This window comes from Streptomyces sp. NPDC051133, assembly GCF_040682635.1.
In the GTDB taxonomy this organism is placed as follows: domain Bacteria; phylum Actinomycetota; class Actinomycetes; order Streptomycetales; family Streptomycetaceae; genus Streptomyces.
Genome location: NZ_JBFBBK010000043.1, coordinates 46994 through 71531, shown reverse-complemented (window position 1 = coordinate 71531; position 24538 = coordinate 46994). Strand labels below are relative to the sequence as shown.

Sequence of the window (24538 nt, the reverse complement as noted above, 5' to 3'; positions counted from 1 at the left end):
GGGGGAGTTGTGGGCGTTTTGCAGCACTAAGGTGCTTCGTAAGTGAATTGGGTCACCTTACTTGTGTAAAACGCCATAGAGTGCTAAATCGCCACGCGAAGAACTTTCACGCCCTATGGTGAAAAATCGCCCATTGCAGCATTAATCTGTCCCTGTTTCCGTGGGTTAGCGGATGCGCCTGGAGGAGTAACCTGCTCGACGGCGGCCCGCTCATAGCCGCGGACGCGTTCCATCGGTCAACCAGGAGCAGCCGCGCGTTCAGCTCTCCTGTTCAAGCTCCCTGACACCCGGCACACCGGAGAAGTGCGTGGTGTCCGAGGACGCCGAGCTGGTCGACCGGATGTGGCGGATCGAGCGGGAGAAGGAGCGCAAGGAGTCGGACTTCGCCGATGAGATCCACCTGCGCACCTCCCAGGGAGCCCTCGCGCGGGTGGCTATCGGTTCAGGAAGTCCGCAATGCCTTCGAAGAGCCCCTGCGCCGCCTTCTGCCGCCAGGCACCCTTGGCCAGCAGTGCCGAGTCCTTGCTGTCACGCATGTTGCCGCACTCGATGAACACCTTCGGGACCGTCGACAGGTTGAGGCCGCCGAGGTCCGTGCGCGTGACGAGTCCGGTGCCCTCGCCGACGTAGTTGGACAGGGGTTCGCGGGTCTCGCGCAGGAAGGAGTCGGCGACGCGGACGCCGAGGTCGTGGGACGGGCCGACGATCGGGCGGGTGTCGGCGGCTCCGGCGTGCACCGTTCCCGGCAGGATCACGTGGAAGCCGCGGTCGCCCTCGGCCGAGTCGTCAGCGTGGATGGAGAGGGCGGCGTCGGCGTGTGCTTCGTTGCCGATCTGCGCCCGTTCGGTCACGCACGGTCCCCAGAGGGGCGCGTCCCCGTCGCGGGTCAGTTTCACCGTGGCACCTTGCTGCTCCAGCAGGGTGCGTAGCCGGTGTGCCACGTCGAGGGTGAAGTCGGCCTCGGTGTAGCCGGCTTTCGTGGACGTTCCGGTGGTGTCGCACTCCTTCCAGTTCGTTCCGATGTCCACCTGGCGGTTGATCTCGGTCAGGTGCTGGAAGTTGCCCTGGTTGTGTCCGGGGTCGATGACGATCACCTTCCCCGCGAGCGGGCCGGACCTCGCAGTCGCGGCCCCCTTACCGTCGTCGCCGGGCGAGGCGGAGGGCGGCGCCGACGCGGACCGCACCGGTGAGGAGAGTGCTGCGGAGGTCCGCCAGGAGGCAGCGGCGGGGGCGGCCGCGCGCGGCGAATCGCCCGAAGTACCTTCACCCACAGCTTCGTACACGAGCCAGCCGAGCAGCGCGCCGGGCACCAGCGCGGCGAGTGACACGAGGAGCGGGCCGCGCCGGGCGGAACGCCGCTCGGAGGATTCGAACTCCGGGTCCAGATACGACACGCCGCCACCGTAGGTCCCGGGCTCCGCCGCGGACGGCAGCCTCGCCCCACAGACCACGGCCGATCAGCCAAACGGCGCCGTCGGGTACCGCCAGGCGGTCCGAAGACGGCACCTAGCACCGACCCGCTGGCCGACGTGCGCGGTCACCCGGCGATCGCCGCGGTCATTCAGGCCGGGCGCAAGCGGTCATCAGCCGGCTCGGCGGTACGCCTGTGCGGGCCCGTGAGTGGGGAGGCTGCGCGCCTCTTGCCTGGTACGGCCGCCCTCTCCAAGCCGCGCCCCATCTCGCGATGGCGGTCCTCCTCGACCCGGGAGTGGCGCAGTGCCCGTGCAGGTACCGGCGGCATCGGCCGCCGACGGCGACCGGGATCTGTACATTTGTACCAAAGAGATCAGACTGTCGGTCGTGTGGCGGTAGCGCCCGTCTCACGAACCTCGCAGGCGAGGCAATATGTCCGACTTGAGTGCACCGATCGTGGCCACGTTCCTCGTCTACGTGGCCGTCATGATCGGAACAGGTGTCTGGGCCTACCGCCGTACGCACACCTTCGCCGACTTCGCTCTGGGCGGCCGCAGGCTTCCCGCGTTCGTCGCAGCCCTGTCCGCAGGGGCCAGCGACATGTCCGGCTGGCTGTTCCTGGCGTTCCCCGGAGCGGTGTACGCCGCCGGGATCGGGGCCAGCTGGATCGCGGTCGGTCTAGTACTCGGTACGTACCTCAACTGGCTGTTCGTCGCGCCGAGGCTGCGCACCTACACCGAGCGCGCCGGGAACGCCGTAAGCCTGGCGGCCTACCTGGAGGAACGGTTCGAGGACCGAACACGGATGCTCCGAATGGTCTCAGCGGCGGTCACCCTCGTGTTCTTCACCGTCTACGTCGCCAGCGGGCTGGTGGCCGGCGGGCTGCTGTTCGGGCACATCTTCGGTGCCGGATTCAGACTGGGGGTGGCCCTGACCGCCCTGGTGATCGTCGTCTATTCATGCCTGGGCGGCTTCCTGGCCGTGAGCCTGACGCACGTCATGCAGGCCACGCTGATGTTCCTCGCCCTGTTGGTGCTCCCCGTCGTCGGTATCGCGACGTTCGGTGGCTTCGCGGCGCTTCGTGACTCCCTCGACAGCAAGACGCCCAACCTGCTGGACATGGGTGCCAAGGTCGACTTCACCGACGGCCGGTGGTCGGCAGGCGGCGGGTCGCTCGGCGCCGTCGCGATCATCTCGTTGCTCTCGTGGGGCCTCGGCTATTTCGGGCAGCCGCACATCCTGGCCCGGTTCATGGGCATCCGCAGTACCGCAGCCGTACCCGCTGCCCGCCGTATCGAGACCGGGTGGGTGGTCGTCGTACTGGCCGGTGCCACGTTCGTCGGCCTGCTGGGCATCGCGCAGTTCGGAACGCCGCTCCGCGACCCGCAGACGGTGTACATCACCCTGAGCCGGACCCTGTTCAGTCCGTGGGGCGCCGGTGTCATGCTGATCGCGGTGCTCGCCGCGATCATCTCGACCGCGGACAGTCAGCTCCTCGTGTCGTCCGTCGCCCTCACGGAGGACTTCTACCGCGCCTTCCTCAACCGGCGCGCCTCGGACCGGGCCCTGGTGTGGGTGGGCCGCGCCGCTGTCGTCCTCGTGACCCTGGTGGCCTCACTGATCGCGCTCAGGGGCGGCGGGCTGCTGGGCATCGTGGGCTATGCCTGGGCGGGCTTCGGGGCCGCCTTCGGCCCAGTGGTCCTGCTGTCGCTGTACTGGCCCCGCATGACCTGGGCAGGGGCCATGGCCGGGATCGTGTCAGGCGCAGTCACGGTGCTCCTGTGGCGTGTGGTCAAGCCGCTGCACGGCCCCTTCTGGTCGGGGATCTACGAGATGATCCCGGGCGTCCTGGTCGCCACGGCCGCGGCACTGATCTTCGGCAGGTTCGTCGGCCGGCCTCCGAAGCGGGCCTTCTGGCGGATGCCGGGCGGCGGGGTGAGCCAGCTGATGCTCACCCCATTCCTCAGTCACGCGCCGGTCGGCATCGCCGTCCTCGACACGGATCTGCGCTACGTCTGGGTGAACGAGCCACTGGACCGCCAGATCCCCTTGAGACGACGGCTGGGGCGACGGATGGCGGAGATCCTGCCGCAAGCCGAGGCCGACGCCTTCGAGGAGAAGATGCGCGAAGTCCTCCGGACCGGAGCGCCGGTGATGGACTTCGAGTACCGCGGTGCCGGCTACACGGTGCACGACCGGAGCCGCGCGATCTCCGCCTCCTTCTTCGCGATGAAGGACCGCCACGACCGGAACGTCGGCATCTGGTACATGATCATCGACGTTACCGAGCGCTGGCGGGCCCAGGAACGCCTGGCCCTGCTCAACGACGCCGCCGCGCGCATCGGCAGCACCCTGGACGTCACCCGGACCGCCCAGGAACTGGCCGACGACGCGGTGCCGGCCGTCGCCGACTTCGTCGCCGTCGACCTGCTGGACTCGGTCATGAGAGGCGAGGAGCCGGCACCCGGGCCGGTCGGCATGGCGCCCGTCATCCGGCGCGCGGCCCAGCAGTCGGTCCGTGAGGGCTGCCCCGAGGCGTCACTGGCCGTGGGGGAGGCGATCCGGCGTGCGCCCGCGACGCCCGTGACCCGCTGTCTGCTGGAGAGCAGGACCCTGGTCGAACGAGTCCTGGACCGCACCAACAGTCCGTGGGTGACCGTGGACGAGACGCTGGGTGCCTCGTTCCTGGACTACGACTTCCGCTCGGTCATGGTGGTCCCCGTGCGGGCGCGAGGGGTCACCCTGGGAGTGGCGACGTTCGCACGGTCCCGGCGGCTGGGCCCCTTCGAGGACGACGACGTCCGCCTCGCCGAGGAACTCGTCTCCCGGGCGGCGGTCTGCATCGACAACGCACGCCGATTCGCCCGCGAGCGCACCGCGGCCCGCTCGATGCAGCGCTACCTGTTGCCGCAGGACCTGACGGGAGGGTCCGCACTGGCGGTGGCCTCCTGGTACCTGCCGGCGGACGCCCCCAGTGGTGTGGGCGGCGACTGGTTCGACGTGATCCCGCTCTCCGGGGCACGCGTCGCACTCGTCGTCGGGGACGTGGCCGGGCACGGCATCAACGCGGCGGCGACCATGGGACGCCTGCGCGTCGCGGTACGCACGCTCGCCAACCTCGACCTCTCCCCGGACGAACTGCTGGCCCATCTGGACGACCTGGTCATCGGCCTCATGGGGGCGCACGACATCGATACGCCGTCGGCGGACGGAGGCGAGGCGACGGGCACCGCGTTCTTGGGCGCCACCTGCCTGTACGCCGTCTACGACCCGGTCAGCAGGCTGTGCACCATGGCCCGCGCCGGTCATCTCCCCCCGGTGCTCGTCGCTCCCGACGGCGCGGCCGACGTTCTGGACCTGCCCGCCGGACCGCCCCTCGGCCTCGGCTACCTCCCCTTCGAGTCCATCGAGACCGAGCTGGCGGACGGCAGCCTCATCGCTCTCTACACCGACGGCCTCATCGAGTCCGTCGACCGGGACATCGACGTCGGGCTCTCTCGGCTGGGCGATGCCCTCGCGGCACCCCTGCCCACGCTGGCCGAGACCGGCCGACGAGTGATCGACAGCCTGCTGACGGGCCCGCCCGCCGACGACGCGGCCCTGCTCCTCGCCCGGACCCGTGTCCTGGCTCCGGACCGTGTCGCCTCCTGGGACCTGCCCACCGACCCGGCTGCCGTCGCGCACGCCCGCGACCTCGCGGCTCAGAAGCTGACGGAGTGGGGCATCCCCGATCTGACGTTCACCACGGAACTCATCGTCAGTGAACTGGTGACCAACGCGATCCGCCATGCGACCGGACCGGTCTGCCTGCGCCTCATCCGGGACCGCGGCCTGATCTGCGAAGTCTCCGACGCCAGCAGCACCTCGCCACGCCTGCGTCACGCGCGGATCACCGATGAAGGGGGACGGGGCCTGCTCATCGTGGCCCAGGTGGCCCGCCGGTGGGGCACTCGGTACACGAAGACCGGCAAGATCATCTGGACGGAGCAGGCCATTGCCGCTGACGCGATCGGCTAGGAGCGGGGGTCGGTAATGGCCCAGCCGGCGAGCGGTTGGGGATCGGACCTCGTCGCCCGACTCGGCGACGAACCGCGCCAGATGGTCCTGCGGCAACCACTCATCACGCGACGCCGGCAGCAACATCATCTGATCGGGGACGCCGGAGACTCGGGCGACTCGGCTGGTTCGTACGCTGCCGTCTCGTACGGAACGCTCTCCATATGGAAGATCAGGAAGAGGAGGCGGCGTCGCGCTCAACTGCTTGATTGACCGCCAAGATCCGCGGCCAGCGCCGCGTAGATGTACTCACTGCCCCAGCGATCCCCATCGAGGTCGTTCTCGACCAGGTGCGCCTCCCGGCGCATCCCGAGGCGCTCACAAACCCGCACAGACCCGGTGTTCTCCACATCCAGCCGTGCGTAGAGCCGGTGCACGCCCAGTGTGTCGAAGGCAAAACCGGCCAGCGCCGCAGCCGCCTCGGTCGCGTAGCCGTGCCCCTCGTGACGTGGGTCGAGAGTCCAGCCGATCTCAGCCTGGGCGGCGCGGGCATCAGCCAGGGCGAGGCTCACCTCGCCAAGGACGCCGGGCTCATCGCGTCGGCAGACAGCGAGCGCCAGCTTGTCCCCGTCGGCGCGCCAGGCCGTCTGCGCCGCGCGCTCGGCGGCAACCTGCTCGCTGCGCTCACGCGTGTGCGCCGGCCGGTACAGGTAGCGCGCCACGCTCGGCAGGCTCTGGTAGGCGTACAGGTCGTCGGCGTCGCCGGGGGTGAACAGACGCAGCGACAACCGGGCCGTGGTCAACGGCAGCAGCGAGGCGACGTCCATGCGGACCTCCGGGATGCGGATGTGGAACGAGATGCGGGCTGATTTTCGCATCACGACTGCCCGGCAGCCACGCCTTTTCAACAGCACCGCCCGACAGCCCCACTCCACCACGAGGCGCGGCATTCCAGGAGTTGTTAACTGACCCATGCTCCTGGCCCGAACGGACGAGGGGCATCCGCCAGATGATCCAGTAGCAGTCGCGGCGGAGGACGGACCGGGCCCGGGGTTGCAGTCGCGGGCGGATCCGGGGCCTGTCGGCGAGCTCGTCGAGGCGACCGGTCCGGTCGGCGTCCAGGCGCAGAGCGTGTGCGACGGCGCTCAGGGCTGCGTGAGAAGCGACGGACAACCGCCGCACGCTCCCCTCGCCCCGAAGCCCCGGGCCGGCACGCCCGAGATGCGCGGATTCCTCGACGGCGATTCCATCGAAGAGACGCAGCGGCCACCCCGGTGCCCGGTGTCTGCGCACCGGCCGAGGTGGAGCGGGTCTTCGACGAGGTGGGGGGCGGTTCGGCAAGCTCGACTACAGCATCAACACACCTGGCCGCCTACACAGGTCTGTACTCCGTCTACGCCGGGAAAACCGCCCCGGTTCTCCCACCGCCCGCGACCCGCACTCGGCCGACGACAGCAGCGAGGGAGCGGCGAGGGGCGTGGGCCTCCGGGTTCTGGGTGTGCCGGGGGATCTGATCGGGCCGGGGCACAGGCAGGCGCTGCTGGTTCGAGCGGTCGGGGTCACCGCAAGGCGGCCACTGCTGCCGCGGCCGCGTCCAGGATGCGGTCCAGGACGGGGACCGGGATCGCCGGGTTGGCGACCGCCGCGCAGGCCGTGTCGCGGTCGTGCAGCAACCCGGCCAGGACGCGGGACGGCAGTCGGGGATGGCGCGTCGCGGTCTCGCGCACGTGGTCCGCCGGGTCGTTCAGCAGCCGTACCGCGTCGGCAGGTGACAGCCGGGGGTCCTCGGCTGCGCGTCGGCGTGCTTCGGCCTCGGGGTCCCGGGCGAGGCGCGCGACGTCGGCGGCTGTGGACCGCGGGTCGTCCAGGGCCAGGCGGCGCATGCGCCCGCTGGGGTCGTCGGCGTAGCGCAGCAGGCCCGCGCGGGGGAAGTTGGGGTGGCTGCGGGGGCGGCCGGGGTGGCTGAAGCTGCCGTCCCACCAGCGCCAGACCTCCAGCAGCAGGCCGGCGGGCGCGTCGTCGCACGACTCGGCGAGGAACAGGTGGACCACCCGGTCCTCGTCCCGGGCGAGACGCTCCACGACGTCCGGCGGGAGATGCCGGGCGCGGGCCACGCTACGGCGGATCAGCGGATGGGACGACGCGGCGAGGCGGCGCATGGCCTCCGGGTCGCTGTGCAGGTCCTCGACCCAGGGCAGGGTGTGTGACATCGACGTCTGGTCGAAGACGTAGCGCACCGCGGCGCGTTGCTCCTCGGTGAGGTCGGGGCGAAGCGCGACCGCAGACCGGACGTCGTCGTGCGGGTCCCGTACCAGGACGGCGACGCCGTCCGCGGCGAGGCCCGGGTTGCCGGCCAGCGCCCGGCGTACCTCCGCGTCGCCGTCGTGGACCAGTTCTGCCTCCAACTCGGGTTCGAAACAGCACTGTTCGAGCGCTCGCCGTGGGGCGGGCAGCGAGGCGAAGACCTCACGGGGCATGGGGGTGGCGGTGTGGTGGGCCAGGAGCGCCGCGGTTCGGACCGTCTCGTCGGCGTCGGCGAGCAGTCGTCCCCGCAGGGGAGCGGCAAGGTCTGCCCATCGACCGCAGGCGGCCGCCCGGACAGCGGGATCGGCGTCGGTTGTGAGGCTGGGGAGATGGTGTGCGGGGAGCCCTGGGAGTTCGGCGGCCTCGGCGCGGGACGGGCCGGCGAGGAGGTCGTCGTACAGGTCCTCGGGGAGTTCGGCGCCCCAGGCGCAGGCATGCTCCGCCCACAGGACGCGCCGACTCGGCGACGGTTCGGCGCGGACCAGGCGTATCCACTGTGCGGCGGTGAGCTTTGGTCGGAAGGTGTCGGCAGGCCTCGCGCGCACCCGCTGGTCGGGGTGCGCCACAGCGGCGTCGAGGACGGCGGGACGGTCGCAGCCGTGCAGGAAGCCGTCCGTCACGTCCAGCAGCCGGATCAGCAGTTCGTCCGGCGCGGCCGGATTGGACCCGATTCCCTCTGCCCAGTGCAGAGGCCACGCCGGCACGCCGGGCACGGCCGCCCACACCTGGGCACGCTCGGCCTCCGTCTCGCGTCCGGCGGCCGCCGCGGTTTCCTCCAGCCGCTGCGGCAGCCGGTCGAGGGCCGTTACCCGGCATCCGTCGGGGCCCGGGATCTCCGCCAGCAGCACCTGTCCGTCGAGGGAGAGGGCCACGAAACCGGGGTCGCCGGTCAGTTCCGGTACACCGTCGCCGGTGTGGCGGACCCGGGTCCACCAGGCGTCGTTTCCGCCGATCCGATGTCCGAGCACGGCCACCAGGAACTCGCCGTCGTCATTGACGAGTCGGCGCCACCACGCGGCGTCGAGCGTCTGCCCGGCCGCGCCGTCCGGCGCTGCGATCCCGCGCGCGACGCGCCAGCCGGCCTCTGGCGGGAACAGGCTGCCTGGGCTCATCTCCTCGACGACGGTGAGCCCGGAGCGTTCGAGCAGTTCGTGGAGCGTTTCTCGGCGTGGCACGCGATCATGATCCCGGCGGGCTTGCGGTGACGGCAAGCCCTCGGCGGATCAGCGGGTCGCCTCGCGCGGCGGCAATACACCGAAGGGCCGCACCGGTTGGGGTGTGGCCCTTCGACGCGCCCCGCCCCATTCCGGACAGGGCGCTGCTTGCTCATGCCGGCGAGAACTTCTGGGCGGCGGAGCCGTTGCAGTCCCAGATCTGCAGGCGTGTGCCGTTCGCGGTGGCACCGGACGGTGAGTCGATGCAGCGGCCGGTGGTCGGGTTGGACATCGAGCCGTCGGTGTTGGCGACCCAGTTCTGGTAGCCGCCGCCGTTGCAGTTGGCCAGCTGGAGCTTGGTGCCGGCCGCGTTCACACCGCCGGCGATGTCCAGGCACTTGCCCAGCGTGCGCAGCGTCTGGCCGTTCCAGGTCCACTTCTGGTCGAGGGAGGTGGCCTGCTGGCAGTCCCACAGCTGCACTGCGGTGCCGTCGCCGCCGGTGTCGTCACCCGCGACGTCCACGCACTTGCCGCCGGGTCCGTAGATCGGGGTACCGATGGCGAACTGCTGGGCGGCGGAGCCGTTGCAGTCCCAGATCTGCAGGCGTGTGCCGTTCGCGGTGGCGCCCGACGGCGAGTCGATGCACCGGCCGCTGGTCGGGTTCCGCAGCGAGCCGTCGGGCTGGCGCACCCATGACTGGTAGCCGCCGCTGTTGCATGTGGCGAGCTGCAGTTTCGTACCGGCGGCGCTGTTGCCGCCGGCGATGTCCAGGCACTTGCCGAGGGTCTGCAGGGTCTGGCCGCTCCAGGTCCAGTGCTGGTCCTTGGCCGCCGACTGGCAGTCCCACAGTTGGACCGCGGTGCCGTCGCCGCCGGTGTCGTCACCCGACACATCCACGCACTTGCCGCCGGGGCCGGTGATCGTCTGGCCGCTCACCGAACCGCCGCCACCACCGCCTCCGGAGCCGGGCGCCTTGTTGTAGACGGCCACCGAGTCGATGACCAGCTTGCCGCCGGACACCGTGGAGGCGTTCGGGCCCCCGCCGAAGGCGTCCGGGAAGCCGCCGCCGATCGCCAGGTCGTAGATGATGAAGAAGGGGTGGTCGACCGCGTCGGACCAGGTCGTGGCGTCCACCTGGCTGGCGTTGACGGTGAAGAAGTTGTTCCCGTCGAGGTAGAACCTGATCTGCTCCGGCGACACCGAGCGGTCGATCTCCGCCGCGTAGTCGTGGAAGCCGGTCTGGCAGCCCGGGCAGGCGCGTTCACCCGAGCCGATGCCGGTCGACTCGTTGCACGGTCCGCCCGGGTTCACACCGCAGTGCAGGGTGCTGAACACGGAGCTGCGGCCGTTGATGTCCTCCATGATGTCGACCTCACCGGACTTCGGCCAGGTCACACCGGAGCGCAGCGGCGCGCCGAGCATCCAGAACGCCGGCCAGTAACCCGCGCCGTTGGCGGTGGTGACGTTGGGCTGCTGGAGGACGGACTCGATGCGTACGACACCGCCGGCCGGGGCGCCGAAGCCCGCCGACTGGGTCTCCACGCGCCCGGAGGTCCATCCGCTGCGCGCGTCGGAACCCGAGTGCAGGGCCTGGAGCACCAGATGACCCTCACCGTCGTAGTAGACGTTCGAGGTGCTGTTGGTCATCGTCTCGATCTCACCGGTGCCGAAGTTGCTGCCCGGCCCGGTGTCGTACTTCCACAGGCTCTGGTCGATGCCGGTGCCGGACGCACCGTTGAAGTCGTCGCTCCAGGTGAGCGTGAAGCCCGACGGTGTCGGGGGCACCGCCGCCTGGGCGGTCTGTGTCGTGGTGGCGGTTGCGACCACCGTCATCACGACGACGGGAATCAGAGAGAGCGCTCTCTTCCACCCGCGGCGCCGTGCCCTTGCAGGGGGTATTCGCATAGGTCTGGCCTCCGAAGAAGGACATGAACGCGTCTGTTCGCCATGCCGTCTCTGGTGATCTCCATCGACGGTGAGCAGTGCACGCGTCCCTGCGGATCTGGACGGCGGCGAACGGGGCGACGGCCGGCGCCGGGGCTGCCGTCGAAAGGCAGGCCCGCAGCGGACGGCCGGACTCCCGTCCTTCAGCCGGCGGATGCATGCATCACCAACTCTGTTGAAAATTGGTGGTGTTGAGCCATGTGGAGTTCTGTGCGAGGCAGACGGTATTGGACCAGACCAATACCGTCAAGGCTGGCAACAGACGGAGAAGCCGGCACCGCCCTCGGTGCCGGCTTCCGCGTTGCCCCGTTGCCCCGTTACCCCGTTACCCCGCCCGGCCCCGCCGTCGGTCCCGCGTGGCACGCATGACGCGCATGACGGTCCTGCCGCCCGCGCAGCTCCCGGCCGTCCGACCGGACTAGGTCGGCGTATCACCGGTGCTGTGCAGCTCTGACGGCAACTGCGGCCAGGTGGCCGCGAAACCGGGGTGCAGGCGCAGCCCGGCGATCTCCGTGACGTCGCACCATCGGTAGGCGGTTCCCTCCCCGTCTCCACGCAAGGGTGAGAGAGGTTCCAGGAGATCGGCGACGATGGTGTGATACGCCCATCCGCCGTGGTCGTCCACATGGGTGTGGAGGTGACGCAGGGCCGGAACGGCGCCGAGTTCTTCCGTGAACTCCCGACGCGCCCCGTCCAACGGGCTTTCCCCTGCTCTCAGGGCACCACCGGGAATGCTCCAACTACGGCCGTGGTGCACCCGCCAGGAACGGCGTTGGAGCAGAAAACGGGAGCCCTTGCGCAGCAGCAGCCCGGCGGCGCCGTACGGACCCCAGTGACGGCACCCACGTCGGTCCCTGATGTATCCGTGACTGCTGTCGGCCATGCGATTCCCCCTGTGCTGCGCCACTGAAGAGCGGGCGGTCGTCTGCGGCCATCCCTTTTCGTCCGAGGTGATTCCACCCCGACGTGCGGTGCGGATCAATCCACAACTCATGAGGGGCGGTGCGATGGACACCAGGGGGGCCTTACGCCGACCGGGCGCTGACGGCGGACCGCGGCCCCTGGGTTGGTCGGGCGCTGACGGCGGACCGTGGCCTCCTGGGCTGGCCGGGCGCTGACGGCGGACCGGGCCCCGCCTAGGCTGGCCGGGCGCTGACGGCGAGCGAGGGAGGCGCGCATGGGCGGGACGGGTTCGGCACCTCCCGGGACGGCATCGGCACCTCCCGGGACGGCATCGGCACCTCCCGGGACGGTCCTGGTCGTGGACGACGACGCGGCCATCCGGCGGTCACTGGAGCGCGGGCTGCGGCTGAGCGGTTTCGCGGTCCGCACCGCGGCCGACGGTGCCGGCGCGCTCGCTGCCGTCGCGGACGGCCCGCCCGACGTGCTCGTCCTGGACGTGTCGATGCCCGGCATGAGCGGCATCGAGGTGTGCGCGCGGTTGCGCGCCGACGGCCGGGATCTGCCGGTGCTCATGCTCTCCGCGCTCGACGAGACGGCCGACCGGATAGCCGGCCTGCAGGCCGGAGGCGACGACTACCTGGTCAAGCCGTTCGCCCTGCAGGAACTTGTGCTGCGGCTGCGTGCGCTGCTGCGCCGCCGGCCGCGCGCCGCCCAGGAGCAGGCGTTGCGGGTGGCGGACCTGCTGATCGACCCAGCCGCCCGCACCGTACGGCGCGGCGGATGCCTGCTGGACGTCACCCGGCGCGAGTTCGAGCTGCTGGAGGTGCTGGCCCGCAACGCCGGGCTCGTCCTCACCCGTGACCAGTTGCTGGAACGGGTGTGGGGCTACGACTTCGACGTGCGCAGCGATGCCGTCGACACGTTCGTCAGCTATCTGCGGCGCAAGCTGGAGGCCGACGGCGCACCACGGTTGATCCACACCGTGCGGGGGGTCGGCTTCGTGCTGAGGGAGGAGCCATGAGGCTCTCGGCCCGGATCGGACTGGCGGTCGGCTGCACGGTGCCGCTTCTGGTACTGGCCTTCGGATGGCTGCTGCTCCAGCTGGTGGCCCGCGATCTGCACCGCGCCGAGGACGATCACCTGCGGGAACGGGCGGCGGCCGTCGTCCCGGACGCCAGGGCGTTGCTGCGAGCCGGTGCTGCGGGCCGGCCCAAGGCGGCGGACACCCGTGAACGCGCCCTGTACAGCGCGGCGCTCGACGTCGGCGTGCGGGTGGTGGGACCGGAGGGTTCCTTCAGCGGAGGCCCGCAGCCCGGTTCCGGCGTGCCGCTGCCCGCGCGCACCGGGGCGCCGGTCACCGTGCGTGCGGATGGCGCCAGTTGGCGGGCGCTGGCCCGGCCGGTGCGCACGCCGCTCGCCACCGGCACCCTGTGGGTGTTCGCGCCGGACACCGCCGACCGCGGACAGCTGCGACTGGTCCGGCGCCGGGTGCTGGTCGCCACTGTGCTCGCGGCCCCCCTGTCCGGCCTGCTGGCCTGGGGGATGGCCGCGGGTGCGGCCACGCCGCTGCGCCGGCTGACCCGCCGTACGGCCGGACTGGACCCGCGCACCGATCGCGTGCGCCTGCCGCTGGAGCGGACCGGTGTCACCGAGGTCGACGAACTGGCCGCCACCGTACGCACCGTGCTGGCCCGCTACGACGAGCAGGCCGCCCGCACCGCCGAGGCCCTGGAGACGGCGCGCTCGTTCTCGGCGGCCGCCGCTCATGAACTGCGCACCCCGCTGATGAGCATAGGCACCAACCTGGACATCCTGGCGGATCACCCCGGGCTCCCCGAACCGGACCGCACGGAGGTCGTCGCCGATCTGCGCCGCGAACACGGTCGGCTGCTGGGCCTGTTGGTGATGCTGCGCGACCTCGGGCGCGGGGACCTGGTGGAGGCAGAGGCGTTCCGTACCGCCGATCTGACGGAGATCGCGGAGGCGGCCGTCGCCGAGGCCCGGCGTCATGCGCCCGGCGCGCTGATCGCGCTGGACGCCCCGGCAGGGGTCACCGTGCGCGGCTGGGAGCCGGGACTGCGGCTGCTGCTCGACAATCTGCTGGCCAACGCCGTGGCGCACGGAGCCGATGTGGGCGGTGCGGTGAGTGTGACGGTGGGGCTGGGGCGGGTGGGGGAGTGGATCGTACTCACGGTGGACGACGGCGGACCGGGAGTGCCGGAGCAGGAACGAGAACGGATCTTCGAGCGGTTCCGGCGCGGTCCGGGCAGCGCCGGCTCCGGGCTCGGCCTCACGCTGGTGGCCCAGCAGACCGCACTGCACCGGGGCGCCGTGACGGTCGGCGGCGTACCGGGCGGCACGGGGGCACGTTTCGAGGTGCGGCTGCCGGCCGAGGAGGGGGAACTGCCCGACCGTCGCGACTGGTTGATCGGGACAGCCGGGACATACCGGTCACAAGGTTTCCCCAAAGAGGACTCCTAGCCTGCCGCGGGACGGGCGGACGAGTGGTCCGCCCGGGAACGGAGGCATGTGATGGACATCCGGCGAAGGCGGCGCAACCTGCTGGTCGGACTGGTCACGGCAGCGCTGCTGGCGAGTGGCACGGGCGCGGCCGCGGCCGACAGTTCCCCCGCGCCGGGACCGACCGGCGACGGCGCCAAGGCGCTCTGCAAGCGGGTGCCGAGGATCGACCGGCGGATCGACCGGGCGCTGAAGCGGCTGGACGCCGGGGCAGGCACGCGGGGTTCGGTGGCCCGGCTGGAACGTCGCGTGGCCAATGCGGAGAAGGCGGGCCACACCGAGATCGCCACGTTTCTCCAGGACCGGCTGAAGACCCGCAAGGCGCTGGTGCCGAACCTCAAGCAGCGGCAGAAGGACCTCGACCAGGTCAGGACATGGTGCCGGGACAACGACGGTGGTAAGGCGGCAAGTTGATGCGCGCACCGGCCGCGGTGGTGGCGGTGGTCCTGCTGGCCGCCCTGTCCGTCAGCTGCTCCGGTCACGACGGGGCGTCGCCTAAGGCTCCAGCGGCCACGCCTTCGGGCTACTCGCAGATGCAGCAGAAGGTGAACGCGGCCGAGTCGGCCGCCGCCGCGGCCGACCGGGACGCGACCTCGAACGCCGACCGCTGACCGCTGACCCGGGGAGGAGGCAATGCGGCCGGGCAGGCCCCGAGGGCACCGCCCGGCCGCTCCTCGTGCTCGCGATGGCGGCCGGCCGGACCGTGCCACTCGCCGGTAGGTGCAGCCAATCTGCGCGGCCGGCTTCCGAGACGGCGTAGGCGGCATTGAGAGCGTGTTCGCCGCCGGCGTCGGGCTCGCTGGGGCGGTTGGGGAGCAGGGCGGTGCCGTCGCTGTCGCGGGCGAAGGGCTGCGGCATCCACGGGCGCACCGTGCCGCGCCCATCCCGCCACCGCAGCCGTTCCGTCCGGCCAGACAGTAGCGGCCGGCTTCGGCGGCGGCGTGGCGTGATCGTGCGGTTGCGGTTGCGGTTGCGGTTGCGGTTGCGGCTACGGCAGCGGCAGCGTGTCACGAGCCATCGGCGTCCCTTGATGGTCACGGCGCGTTCGGATGCATCACTGGAGCACCTCGGTGCTCTGGCCGGATGCGACGGCAGTGCGGAGGGGGAACGCGATGAGCAGCGCGACCGCGACGAGCAACCCGCTTGTCCACAGCGGCCCGAGGTCCCCGACCGCGGTGCTGAGGGTGGTCGCGGCGACGAGGGGTCCTGCGGCGGCGCCGACGTTGAGTGCGGCGGTGGCATAGGAACCGGCCATGGTGGGAGCTCCTGCCGCCTCGTAGAGGACCCGCGTGATCAGCGTGCTGCCCAGCGCGAAGGACAGGGCACCTTGCACGAACACGAGGGCCAGCAGCGCGACCGGCATGTCGGCCAGCATCGCCAGGGCCGGCCAGCCGATGAGCAGCAGCGGACCGCCGACTGCGAGGACCAAGCCGGGGCGCCGGTCGGACAGCCGCCCGGCGACGGTGATACCGACGAAGGAACCGACACCGAAGAGCACCAGAGCCACGGAGATCCACAGCTCGCCCAACCCGGCGGTGTCGGTCACGACGGGGGCGAGGAATGTGAAGCTTGCGAAGGTCGCCGCGTTCACCAGCGCCCCGAGCAGCATCACCAGGAGCAGTCGCGGACTCTTGAGCCGTGCCAGCTCCGCTCGCAGGGTCGGTGCGTCACTCTTGTCTGCTTCCCTCGGACGCGTTGGGATGCCTGTGAGGATGCCGATGGCTGCGGGCAGGCAGAGGGCGGCGACAGCCCAGAACGTGGCCCGCCAGCCGAGGAACGTGCCGAGCACTGACCCCCCTGGGACCCCGGCGATCGTGGCCACCGTGGTGCCTGACAGCAACACGGCCAGCGCCCGACCTCTCTTGACGGGCGAGACCAGCGCGGCGGCGGTCGTCAGGGCTACGGCGAGGAATCCGGCGTTCGCGAGCGCCGCGACCACCCGGGTCGCGATCAGAACGGGCAAGCTCGAAGTGACAGCGCCCACGGCGTGGGCTGTCAGGAACACGAGGACGAACCCAAGCAGGCTCGAACGTCCAGGCCAGTTACGGGCAAGTACCGCCATGAGCGGGGCACCGACGGTCATGCCGATCGCGAAGGCCGATGTGAGCGTCCCGGCTGTCCCGACGGTGACGTCGAGGTCTGAGGCGATCTCCGGCAGGAGGCCGGCGAGCATGAATTCCGAGGTGCCCATGGCGAAAATCGCCATGGCAAGCAGATACAGCGGGAAAGGCATCGAGTGGCTCCGAGGTGAGGAGAAGCACGAGAAGGTCAGCTCGTCACCGCGGCCAGCCCGCCAAGGGCACAGTCGTCCGACGCATGATGCTGCGCCACGACAGGGCTACATGCTCAGTGGTTCAGGGGGCTGACGGCGTGACCGAAAGCCCCCACCCTGTCCGACTCAGGACTCGACATGGCCCGCACGCTACCCGACCCACGCACGCCGAGGCACCTCGGTTTCCTCGGCGTGGCCTGTGCCGGCAACGTCATCGGGGCGGTGACGCCGACCCGGGCGAAGAGGCCTGCCTGAAGAGACAATGTCGCTCCGCTGGTCCGCTGTCTAGGCTCGTTGACGACCAAGCCACATGATCAGCCGCCAGGGGGGCACGCGCGGCTGGGCGCGTCCGGTGCTCTGCGCTCTCCCCCTTGGTTCCGGCTGCCCACCACAGAGGACACCGTGCAACTCCCTTCCGTTCGTGACGCGTTCGGCGCGTTCGCCGCCATGGCGGCGTCGACACTCGTTCTGGCGGCCGCCGTGCCGGCCGCCGCGCACACACCACAACCGGTCGCCGGCACGCACACCTCGCCGTCGGCCTCCGCCACGCCTACGCCCACGCTCCGGCCGACCGCCGGCACGGGCACACCGCAGCCCTCCACGACGCCGCAGTCGTCAAAGACCCCGCATCCGTCACTCACGGCCGACCCGGCCCCCACCCGTTCCGCCACGGACGCCACGGACGCTGCAGACCCCACGGACCCCGCAGGCGACACGGACGCCGCGGACGGCTCATGGACGAGCGAGGCGGCGGAGGCGTTCTGGACTCCCGCGCGGATCGCCGCGGCCCTCCCGGACTCCCCGCGCCCCGTGGCGCCCACCGGCTGGAAGCCCTCGCTCTCCTCCGTGGCGGCGGCCGGCAAGAACGGCGACTACTTCGGGGGTGTCCCCACCGTGGGCACCTTCTTCCACTACGTCCGGGATCCCGCCACCGACAAACTGGTGGGCCGCTTCTGCTCCGCCAGCGTCATCGACAGCCCGCAGGGCAACGTCGTCCTGACCGCCGCTCACTGCTCGGGCGGCTCGAAGGGCATGTTCGTGCCCGGCTACGACGGCGCGGCGAAGAACCCCGCCCGCTACGGCCGGTTCCCGGTGCAGAAGTGGATCCGCGACTCGCGCTGGTACAGGGTGGGCACGCACCCAACCAGGGACGCCTACTCCGAGTTCGACTACGCCTTCGCCCGGGTCGGCCCGAACAGCCACCACCAGAGCGTGCAGAAGGCGGTCGGCGCCGCGCTCAAGCTCGGCCAGGTGGGCGGCCGTTACAACCAGACCGTGACCGTGATCGGCTACCCGGGAAGCCACAACAAGGACAACCGGCCGATCATCTGCTCCGATGTCGGCACCCGGCAACTGCCCGGCTACCGGCAGATGCGCATGGAGTGCGGCGGCTTCTACGGCGGCACCTCCGGCAGCCCCTGGATCACCGGCCTGAACAAGAAGACCGGCAGCGGCACGGTGATCGGCAACCTCGGCGGCTACTACGGCGGCGGCCTGGAGAACGACAGCGACCGCATATCCTTCGCCGTCACGTACGACAAGCGGACCATGGAGATCTACGACGCCGCGAAGCGGAACACCAACCCGCGTCAGTACCCGCGCGGCTACAGCATGTACCCCGAGGGCGGCCAACTGTGGACCCACGCCCAGAAGATGGCCTCCGGCGACTACAACCTCGACGGCAAGACCGACATGATCGTGGTCTGGTCCGACGGCGAGGTCACCTTCTACAGCGGCGACGGCAGGGGTGGCTTCTCCGGCGAGCACAGGATCACCAAGACCAAGACCTGGAAGGACGCCAAGATCATCGCCGGTGGTGACTTCACCGGCAACGACTCGGCCGACCTCATCGTGGTCTGGATCGACGGCGAGGTCACCCTCTACACCGGCGACGGCAAGGGCGGCTTCGCCAAGGAGACCCAGCTCGCGAAGCCGCACAGCACATGGAAGGACGCCACCCAGATCACCGCCGGACGGTACAGCGCCAACAAGTGGACGGACGACCTCATGGTCCGCTGGGTCGACGGGGAGCTCTCCCTCTACACCGACGTGGACGGCCGCGGCTTCCTGCACGAGCACAAGCTCGAGAACCCCAACCCGAAGTGGAAGGACGCGACGATCCTCACCGCCGGTGACTTCTCGGGCGGTGCCAACTGGGACGTGATGGTGCGCTGGTCGAACGGCAGGCTCTCCCTCTTCCAGGACGTCGATGCCTCCGGTGAGGGAACGGACGTGCAGCTGAAGTCCTCTAACGAGCTGTGGACCCATGCCTCCGTGATGACCGCCGGCGCGTACACATCGGGCCGCCCCAACGACCTGGTCGTGCGGTGGTCCGACGGCGAGACCACGCTGTACACCGACACGTCGACCACCCTCGGCCGTGAGCACATGCTCATCCCGCCGCAGGCCAAGTAGGCACCCTCACAGGAAGGCGAGGTACCCGCGATGTACCTGCGCGCAGCAGCAGCCACCCTCAGCCTCGCCGCGGCCGCCATCGGCCTGGTGAGCTCGCACACGGCGTTCGCGGCGGACGGTCCCAGCCTGAGCGTGACCGCCGCCGCGAACGGCGGCGACAGCGACGGAGACGGCCCCCTTCAGCAGGGCGCACCCATCGTGGTCACCTCCGACGTCGACCTGACGTCCCTGGCCGCGGACGGCAACGGCGGCTTCACCGTCAAGTCCCCCGCGTTCGCCAAGGACGTCACGGTCGAGATGCGGAAGAACAGCTTCGGCCAGGGCAGGGGCACCCTCCGCTGCGACATCGCTCCGGGGAGCTACCCGGTCGACATCGCCGGCCGCAAGGACGCCGCCGAACTGATCGGCAAGCGCGGCCATGTGACCATCACGGTCGCGGCCGACGACCACCAGTACTGCAAGCAGGCCTCCGGCTCCTCCAGCCACAAGATGGCCGTGACCGCCGCTGCCGGGGGCGGCGCCGTCGCCCTGGCCATCGGTGGCTACGCGGTCGTACGCCGCCGCAGGACCACGCGCGCCTGACGAAGGCACGGGCGCCCGCCACCGGCGGCTCCCGACCCTTCCGATCTGACCGTCCGTCGAGCCGCGCCGATCGCCGCGACACCTGGGCGATCAGCGCCGCGCCTTCGCGGTGAGCGGGACGGACAAGTTCACGGGGGTGATGCACGACCCGGCGCCCGCCTCGGGTACACCGCGCCAGAACGGCACCGTCGCCTGGATCGACTGCACCGTCCACGCCCTGCACACCGCAGGCGACCCCCTCGTCGTCGGCCGGGTCACCACCCGAAGTAGCTGGTCAGCGGGGTGGTGTGTGGGCTCGATTCGGGGTGCTCGTGCTGGTCGTGGGCGGCAGTCTGTGGTGCAGATCGTCTGGCAGGGCGGTTGTGTCGATGAGTTCACCGTCCTCGAACGGTCTACCCGGCGACAGGACCGTTCTCGACAGGAGCACCATGTCCACCATCCAGCCAGTGATCTTGACTGCCGACCACGACGTCCTGGCCGGCTTCTACACGAAACTGTTCGGAGCCGAGGAGATCTTCCGGGTGCCGGAGGAAGGTCCGGTCTTCTACCTCGGCTTGCGCATCGGCGACACCGACCTCGGGCTGGTGGCCAAGGCGAACCCGGCGGACCGAGAGGCGTCGCGGATCTTGCTCAGCATCAGTGTCGACGACGTCGATGAGACGCTCGGCCGGGTGACAGCGCTGGGCGGCTCGGTCCGCGGCGGCCCCAACGACATGCCATGGGGACAGCGCGTCGCCCACATCCAGGACCCCGACGGCAACCCGGTGAACCTCACCCAGCCGATCCCGACTCAGTGACGCTGTACCGTGTGCTTGTGCTGGGCGAGCTGCCAGCTCACGCCTTCAGCCTCAATCGCGCTACGCCGCGGGTATGCCTGGTCCCGGGCGAACCATGCCGACTGCAACAGGCCGGACGGCCGGCGGTGAAGTCGTGGACAGCGGCAGCGGCGTGGGCCACAACACCCAGTGGGCAGCGCGGCAGCGTGCTCTGCGCCACAGGTGTCGGTACGCAGAGCGCAGAGCTGCTGACGATGACGAGCACTGCGCCTGGCCGCACTCGTCCTGGCCGCGCACACCGGGGTCGCCCTGTGCACAGCATCGACATGGTCGTGCTCACCCGACCGGGCGGGCGCTCGCCTCTCCAGAGCGTCATGCCCGTCCACCTGCGGGCCTGCTGCACCGCTCAACCGGTGGTCGGCTGCTCCCTCCATGCTGACCGATCGCACGGTTCCTTCATCCCGCAGCCCGCGCCGATCCGGCGAAGCATGTCATGCATCGAGACTCCGTAAGTCCCAGTGTGCGTCGTCGGTATAGACAGCCGCGAAGCATGGTGCGAGGCGGTGCTGGTTGACAGCGTCGCCGCCGGGTCCCCTTGGCTCCGATGCCGCCGGAAGCCGGTGAGCCTGAACAGCGCACCTGGCCGGATGCGGCCAGGTGCGCTGAGACAGGGCGGCCGGCCGAGGGGAGGCACGGCACCTGGCGGCCCTTGTCCTGGCCCCGGTGAGCCGCCACTCCGGAGCCGACTCGGCATTCACGGCGCGCACGTCTCCGGCGCCGTACGGCCGGCCGACCCTGCGGGTGGACCGCGAAGGGGCGCTACCGCGGGGCGGTGGCCTGGGCGGCCTGCTCGATCAGGCGGGTGACGGCGTCCGGGTGGGAGACGGCCATGGCGTGGGAGGATTTGACCTCGACGACATGTGCCCCGGCCCGCTCGGCCATGTGACGCTCGGCGGCGGCAGGGATCGTACGGTCGTTGCGCGCAACGGCGTACCAGGAGGGCACGTCGTGCCAGGCTGCGTGCTCGCTGCGGGCGTCCAGAGCGGAGGCGTCGATGGGACGCTGCGCCGCGGCCATCACGCGGGCTTCGGCCGGGGGGGCGTCCGCGGCGAAGACAGCCGGGAACTTGTCGGGCTTGACGTACAGGTCGGTGCCAGTGCTGCCGTCGGGGCGGAGATAGGGCAGAGGGTTGAGAGCATCGGGCAGCTCGCTGCCGGGGTAGGCCTTGAGGATGTCGTTGGCGCTCTCGCCCTTCTCCGGGGCGATGGCGGCGATATAGACGAGAGCCTTGACCTGCGGGTTGGAGGCGGCCGCGTTGGTGATGACCTCGCCGCCGTAGGAGTGGCCGACCAGGACCACGGGGCCCTGCACGCTCTTGAGTACGTTCGCGACGTAGGCGGAGTCGCTCTGAAGGCCGCGCAGCGGGTTGGAGGGGACGACGACCCGGTAGCCCGCGGCCTGCAGGCGCTGGGTCACCTTGTTCCAGCTCGACCCGTCGGCAAAGGCGCCGTGCACCAGCACGACGGTCGGCTTGGCTGCCTTGTGATCGTGCCGCGGCGCCGCCGCCGCGACGGTCGAAGCCGTCCCGGCGACGATTGCCACGGTCGCCAGTGCGGAGAGCGTGAGCAGCCTCTTGTGGGAGTTCATGGCGTGTTCCGGTTCCTGTGAGTCGGGAGCACCGCACCACGGTCGGCGGGCGGCGCGTCGAGCACCCGGCGGCAGGCGGGGGAGGGCCGAGGGGTGGTTCGCCCTTCTGCCGCCTGCATGTCTTCCTTGACTTCGGAAAGCCCGGGGTGCCCCGGCCTCCAAATAGAAGCACACAATTAAATTGTGCACAACTTAGTTGTGTGAGTCGGGTCCGTGTCGAAGGGACCCTGCGGGCCTGCGGTCCTGCGGGCCTGGGGGCCCGCAAGCCCGAGGACCGACCCGTCCCGCGAGCCTTCACTCGCGCAACCGTCTTACGCCACCGTTATGCGGTGGCTATCCTTGCAGTCATGTCTGTCACCACCATGACCCTGCGTATCCCCGATGAGCTGGCCCCCTCGATCAAGGCAGCCGCCTCGGAGGCCGGCCTCAGCGTGAACGCGTATGTCGTGCGCGCTGCTCGGCGGGCCGCCACCCTCGACGCCGCGCACCAGCTCGCCGCGCTCGGCCTCGGCAACGACCTGGCAGACGAGGACGAGGGTGACACCCTGTGAAGCGCGGCGAGATCTGGACACTCCCCGACGGCCGCAACGTCCTGATCGTTTCCCTGACCGGCCTGGAAGAGGCCTACGGCGCGGTACTCGTGATCGTGCTGCACCCTTCCGGCCGCTACCCCGACACCGCCATGTCCGTCGTCATCGGTGACCCGTTCCCGTGCACTGCGGTGGCCGTCAACCTCCAACAGCTCAAGGGCACCCGTTTCGACGGCGCGAAACTCATGGGCGAGGTCGACCCTGCCGCGATGGCTCGCGTGGACCAGGCCCTGCGCGCCGTCCTCGACCTGTAGGCCCGGCTGTACGCAGGCTCTGCAGTCAGCTTGCACTCGCGCGCTGTCCCGCGCGTCGCCGCCCGCTTTTTTGACGCCGGGCAGGCCGACGCGACCGAGGAGCGGTTGGGCGCCGGTCGGGGTGGGCGGGTTGGCGAACGTCACCGAATGATCAAGATGGCGGCGTCCGACTGGTGCAGCCATGCCTCGCCTCGCCCGAGGTGGCAGTGGCCGATCCGATGTCGGACCGGCCACTGCCATGCCGGCGCGGAGCCGGGATTCTTCGGCGACGCCGGCGGTGCGGCAAGAGTGAGCGTGGATTGACCGGCTGGACGACGGGCCGATCAGGACCGGGCGGTGCTGGCTTCCAGCGGCAGGTATGGCGGACAGCGGCCGGCAGTAGCGCAGACAGACCGGCAGCCGCAGCCGCAGCCGTAGCCGCCAGCCATGCCGCTTCCCGGCTACCGCCAGCGCCCACGCACGCCCCGAACGCCGGAACCCTGCAGCTGGTGGGCCGGGGGGCCTGCGTCGCGTGCTCGTGCGCCAGCGGCCCCTATTTCCAGCACCAGCGCTTGATCTCCTTGTAGGGCTTGATGTCCTTGTCCTGCTTGCCGGCAGCCAGCTTCAGCTTGACCTTGCCGTGCTTGTCCAGTGCCTGCCAGGTGTGCCCCGTGCGATTCCACACCGAGCGCATGGGCCTGGTCCACGAGTGCCACGGGTCGTAACTTCCCTTGCCGCACTTCCAGTCCGGGAGGGCGGTAGTCCCCTGGGACTGGGAAGGCGTGGGCGTGCGGCTGAAGTTGCGGTTGCTCCACAGACAGAAGTCCTTCTTGTGGCAGAAGTCCGCTGCCGACTTCGCCGTCACCCCGTCCGACGCGGCTGCAGGGGTGATGCTCGCGCCGACCACCAGGGTGGCTGACGCCGCCGCAGTGGCGAGCAGGGCGAGTGGCTTGAGTCGAGCAGTCATGTGTCCTCCTTTTGATAGTGCTTGCCTGTATTGGATTACCGTCAAGATCGGCCAGCCGAAGGGCTGTTGAGGCACGTCTGGAGATCGCCCCCGTACCTCATACGGAAGGTACTCATCCGAGTAAGGGCTCTCGGCAAGGCTCGGCAGTGTGATCACCGTGACACGGGCCCCCAACCGGCCTGCTGGCAAAGCGCGCCGGTCCACGGCGATGGGCTATCGCCTCACGCATCGGTCTACGCCGGCTGCTGGCCCGGTATCCGGTCGAGGTGCCCCGAGTGCATCGGCCCGGTGCACCATGATGCGCGGGTCAGGGCGGAGACGATCGCCGCTTGTGTCCGCGTCTTCTGCCCCAGCCTCGTCACCATGTCGGCGATATGCGCCTTCACCGTGCGCTCCGCGATCCCCGGTTCCCGTGTGAACTCACCGTTGCCGTACCCCGTTCCCGGCAGTAGGAGAACCTCCCTTTCCCTTTCGGTCAGTTCGTGCAGCCGAGACAAGGCCTCCGTGGCCGGGTTGCGTCTGCGACCGAACGCCAACCTACCTGACGGTAATCGAAGGCTCGCACTTTTGCGAGCCGTCGAATTCTTGTGGCTGAAAAGGGCATTGACCACACGTGAGGGGCCCTTTCGGGCATTGCCCGAATGGGCAATGGCGCTCGAGAGTTCAATTCTTTAGGCTCCACCACGATCACATGGTGGGTGCTGATCGAGCCGATCTTGATGGCCTGGAGCAAGGCCGGGCTCGATCGCAGGCCGACCACCCGGCCGGCCGGCCCTTCCCAAACCCTCGCCGACATGATTCTCGACTACATATGCACCGGA

The 24538-nt window shown here is 70.3% G+C and carries 19 protein-coding genes and 1 pseudogene; 11 read left to right on the top strand and 9 right to left on the bottom strand.

Translation table 11 applies throughout. The features are described from left to right. Positions 1–434: 434 nt before the first annotated feature. Positions 435–1394, bottom strand: coding sequence for an N-acetylmuramoyl-L-alanine amidase (locus tag AB0N17_RS33840; protein ID WP_366015421.1), 960 nt, complete (start codon positions 1392–1394; stop codon positions 435–437). Positions 1395–1845: 451 nt separating this feature from the next. Between AB0N17_RS33840 and putP the strand changes: the two genes are divergently transcribed. Then, a complete protein-coding gene (gene putP, locus AB0N17_RS33835) occupies positions 1846–5430 on the top strand; it encodes a sodium/proline symporter PutP (protein WP_366015420.1) in 3585 nt (1194 codons plus the stop codon). Between the two features lie 236 nt (positions 5431–5666). Here putP and AB0N17_RS33830 read toward each other — a convergent pair whose 3' ends face one another. The 4 genes from AB0N17_RS33830 to AB0N17_RS33815 form a co-directional block, all read right to left on the bottom strand. Further along, on the bottom strand, positions 5667–6236 hold the full coding sequence (locus AB0N17_RS33830; protein WP_366015426.1) for a GNAT family N-acetyltransferase: 570 nt from the start codon (positions 6234–6236) through the stop codon (positions 5667–5669). A gap of 732 nt (positions 6237–6968) precedes the next feature. Next, positions 6969–8888: a hypothetical protein gene (locus AB0N17_RS33825; protein WP_366015419.1), complete on the bottom strand. Its 1920-nt coding sequence runs from the start codon at positions 8886–8888 to the stop codon at positions 6969–6971. A gap of 151 nt (positions 8889–9039) precedes the next feature. Then, a complete protein-coding gene (locus AB0N17_RS33820; RefSeq protein WP_366015418.1) occupies positions 9040–10701 on the bottom strand; it encodes a ricin-type beta-trefoil lectin domain protein in 1662 nt (553 codons plus the stop codon). A 529-nt stretch (positions 10702–11230) separates the two neighbouring features. Then, entirely contained in the window at positions 11231–11695 is a 465-nt protein-coding gene (locus tag AB0N17_RS33815; RefSeq protein ID WP_366015417.1) for an NUDIX hydrolase, read from the bottom strand. A 378-nt stretch (positions 11696–12073) separates the two neighbouring features. Here AB0N17_RS33815 and AB0N17_RS33810 point away from each other — a divergent pair, with 378 nt between their 5' ends. Genes AB0N17_RS33810 through AB0N17_RS33795 form a run of 4 tightly spaced genes read left to right on the top strand, consistent with a single transcriptional unit; the run spans position 12074 to position 14846 of the window. Then, positions 12074–12736 (top strand): response regulator transcription factor, encoded by a 663-nt coding sequence (locus AB0N17_RS33810; RefSeq protein WP_366015416.1) that lies wholly within the window; start codon positions 12074–12076, stop codon positions 12734–12736. Continuing rightward, positions 12733–14196, top strand: a complete 1464-nt coding sequence (locus AB0N17_RS33805; RefSeq protein WP_366015415.1) for an ATP-binding protein — start codon at positions 12733–12735, stop codon at positions 14194–14196. Before AB0N17_RS33810 ends, AB0N17_RS33805 begins: the two co-directional genes overlap by 4 nt. A 51-nt stretch (positions 14197–14247) precedes the next feature. Then, on the top strand, positions 14248–14649 hold the full coding sequence (locus tag AB0N17_RS33800) for a hypothetical protein (RefSeq protein ID WP_366015414.1): 402 nt from the start codon (positions 14248–14250) through the stop codon (positions 14647–14649). Continuing rightward, the gene (locus AB0N17_RS33795; RefSeq protein WP_366015413.1) at positions 14649–14846 is read left to right on the top strand and encodes a hypothetical protein; all 198 of its coding nucleotides are present in this window, start codon (positions 14649–14651) and stop codon (positions 14844–14846) included. Before AB0N17_RS33800 ends, AB0N17_RS33795 begins: the two co-directional genes overlap by 1 nt. Positions 14847–15289: 443 nt before the next feature. Here AB0N17_RS33795 and AB0N17_RS33790 read toward each other — a convergent pair whose 3' ends face one another. Further along, positions 15290–16468, bottom strand: coding sequence for a Cmx/CmrA family chloramphenicol efflux MFS transporter (locus tag AB0N17_RS33790; RefSeq protein WP_366015412.1), 1179 nt, complete (start codon positions 16466–16468; stop codon positions 15290–15292). A 441-nt stretch (positions 16469–16909) separates the two neighbouring features. Here AB0N17_RS33790 and AB0N17_RS33785 point away from each other — a divergent pair, with 441 nt between their 5' ends. From AB0N17_RS33785 to AB0N17_RS33770, 4 genes and pseudogenes are all read left to right on the top strand, one after another. Beyond that, the gene (locus AB0N17_RS33785) at positions 16910–18922 is read left to right on the top strand and encodes an FG-GAP-like repeat-containing protein (protein WP_366015411.1); all 2013 of its coding nucleotides are present in this window, start codon (positions 16910–16912) and stop codon (positions 18920–18922) included. Positions 18923–18952: 30 nt separating this feature from the next. Beyond that, on the top strand, positions 18953–19504 hold the full coding sequence (locus tag AB0N17_RS33780) for a hypothetical protein (protein WP_366015410.1): 552 nt from the start codon (positions 18953–18955) through the stop codon (positions 19502–19504). 97 nt (positions 19505–19601) lie between these two features. After that, positions 19602–19760 (top strand): annotated as a pseudogene (locus AB0N17_RS33775) (flavin reductase family protein); the annotation flags it as partial. A gap of 172 nt (positions 19761–19932) precedes the next feature. After that, on the top strand, positions 19933–20301 hold the full coding sequence (locus AB0N17_RS33770; RefSeq protein ID WP_366015409.1) for a VOC family protein: 369 nt from the start codon (positions 19933–19935) through the stop codon (positions 20299–20301). Positions 20302–21099: 798 nt separating this feature from the next. On the opposite strand, the gene AB0N17_RS33765 is transcribed toward AB0N17_RS33770, so the two are convergent. Then, the gene (locus tag AB0N17_RS33765; protein WP_366015408.1) at positions 21100–21927 is read right to left on the bottom strand and encodes an alpha/beta hydrolase; all 828 of its coding nucleotides are present in this window, start codon (positions 21925–21927) and stop codon (positions 21100–21102) included. A 347-nt stretch (positions 21928–22274) separates the two neighbouring features. On the opposite strand from AB0N17_RS33765, the gene AB0N17_RS33760 reads away from it, so the two are divergent. Next, positions 22275–22478, top strand: a complete 204-nt coding sequence (locus AB0N17_RS33760; protein WP_366015407.1) for a toxin-antitoxin system HicB family antitoxin — start codon at positions 22275–22277, stop codon at positions 22476–22478. Further along, the gene (locus AB0N17_RS33755; protein ID WP_366015406.1) at positions 22475–22771 is read left to right on the top strand and encodes a hypothetical protein; all 297 of its coding nucleotides are present in this window, start codon (positions 22475–22477) and stop codon (positions 22769–22771) included. Before AB0N17_RS33760 ends, AB0N17_RS33755 begins: the two co-directional genes overlap by 4 nt. 532 nt (positions 22772–23303) lie before the next feature. On the opposite strand, the gene AB0N17_RS33750 is transcribed toward AB0N17_RS33755, so the two are convergent. Next, the gene (locus AB0N17_RS33750) at positions 23304–23717 is read right to left on the bottom strand and encodes a peptidase inhibitor family I36 protein (RefSeq protein WP_366015405.1); all 414 of its coding nucleotides are present in this window, start codon (positions 23715–23717) and stop codon (positions 23304–23306) included. Positions 23718–23950: 233 nt separating this feature from the next. Next, the gene (locus AB0N17_RS33745; protein WP_366015404.1) at positions 23951–24328 is read right to left on the bottom strand and encodes a LuxR C-terminal-related transcriptional regulator; all 378 of its coding nucleotides are present in this window, start codon (positions 24326–24328) and stop codon (positions 23951–23953) included. Positions 24329–24538 lie beyond the last annotated feature (210 nt).

Coding starts and splice junctions, on each gene's coding strand:
- putP (WP_366015420.1), top strand. CDS start 1,846: ATGTCCGACTTGAGTGCACCGATCGTGGCCACGTTCCTCGTCTACGTG.
- AB0N17_RS33830 (WP_366015426.1), bottom strand. CDS start 6,236: ATGGACGTCGCCTCGCTGCTGCCGTTGACCACGGCCCGGTTGTCGCTG.
- AB0N17_RS33820 (WP_366015418.1), bottom strand. CDS start 10,701: ATGACGGTGGTCGCAACCGCCACCACGACACAGACCGCCCAGGCGGCG.
- AB0N17_RS33815 (WP_366015417.1), bottom strand. CDS start 11,695: ATGGCCGACAGCAGTCACGGATACATCAGGGACCGACGTGGGTGCCGT.
- AB0N17_RS33805 (WP_366015415.1), top strand. CDS start 12,733: ATGAGGCTCTCGGCCCGGATCGGACTGGCGGTCGGCTGCACGGTGCCG.
- AB0N17_RS33800 (WP_366015414.1), top strand. CDS start 14,248: ATGGACATCCGGCGAAGGCGGCGCAACCTGCTGGTCGGACTGGTCACG.
- AB0N17_RS33795 (WP_366015413.1), top strand. CDS start 14,649: ATGCGCGCACCGGCCGCGGTGGTGGCGGTGGTCCTGCTGGCCGCCCTG.
- AB0N17_RS33790 (WP_366015412.1), bottom strand. CDS start 16,468: ATGCCTTTCCCGCTGTATCTGCTTGCCATGGCGATTTTCGCCATGGGC.
- AB0N17_RS33780 (WP_366015410.1), top strand. CDS start 18,953: ATGTACCTGCGCGCAGCAGCAGCCACCCTCAGCCTCGCCGCGGCCGCC.
- AB0N17_RS33770 (WP_366015409.1), top strand. CDS start 19,933: ATGTCCACCATCCAGCCAGTGATCTTGACTGCCGACCACGACGTCCTG.
- AB0N17_RS33765 (WP_366015408.1), bottom strand. CDS start 21,927: ATGAACTCCCACAAGAGGCTGCTCACGCTCTCCGCACTGGCGACCGTG.
- AB0N17_RS33760 (WP_366015407.1), top strand. CDS start 22,275: ATGTCTGTCACCACCATGACCCTGCGTATCCCCGATGAGCTGGCCCCC.
- AB0N17_RS33750 (WP_366015405.1), bottom strand. CDS start 23,717: ATGACTGCTCGACTCAAGCCACTCGCCCTGCTCGCCACTGCGGCGGCG.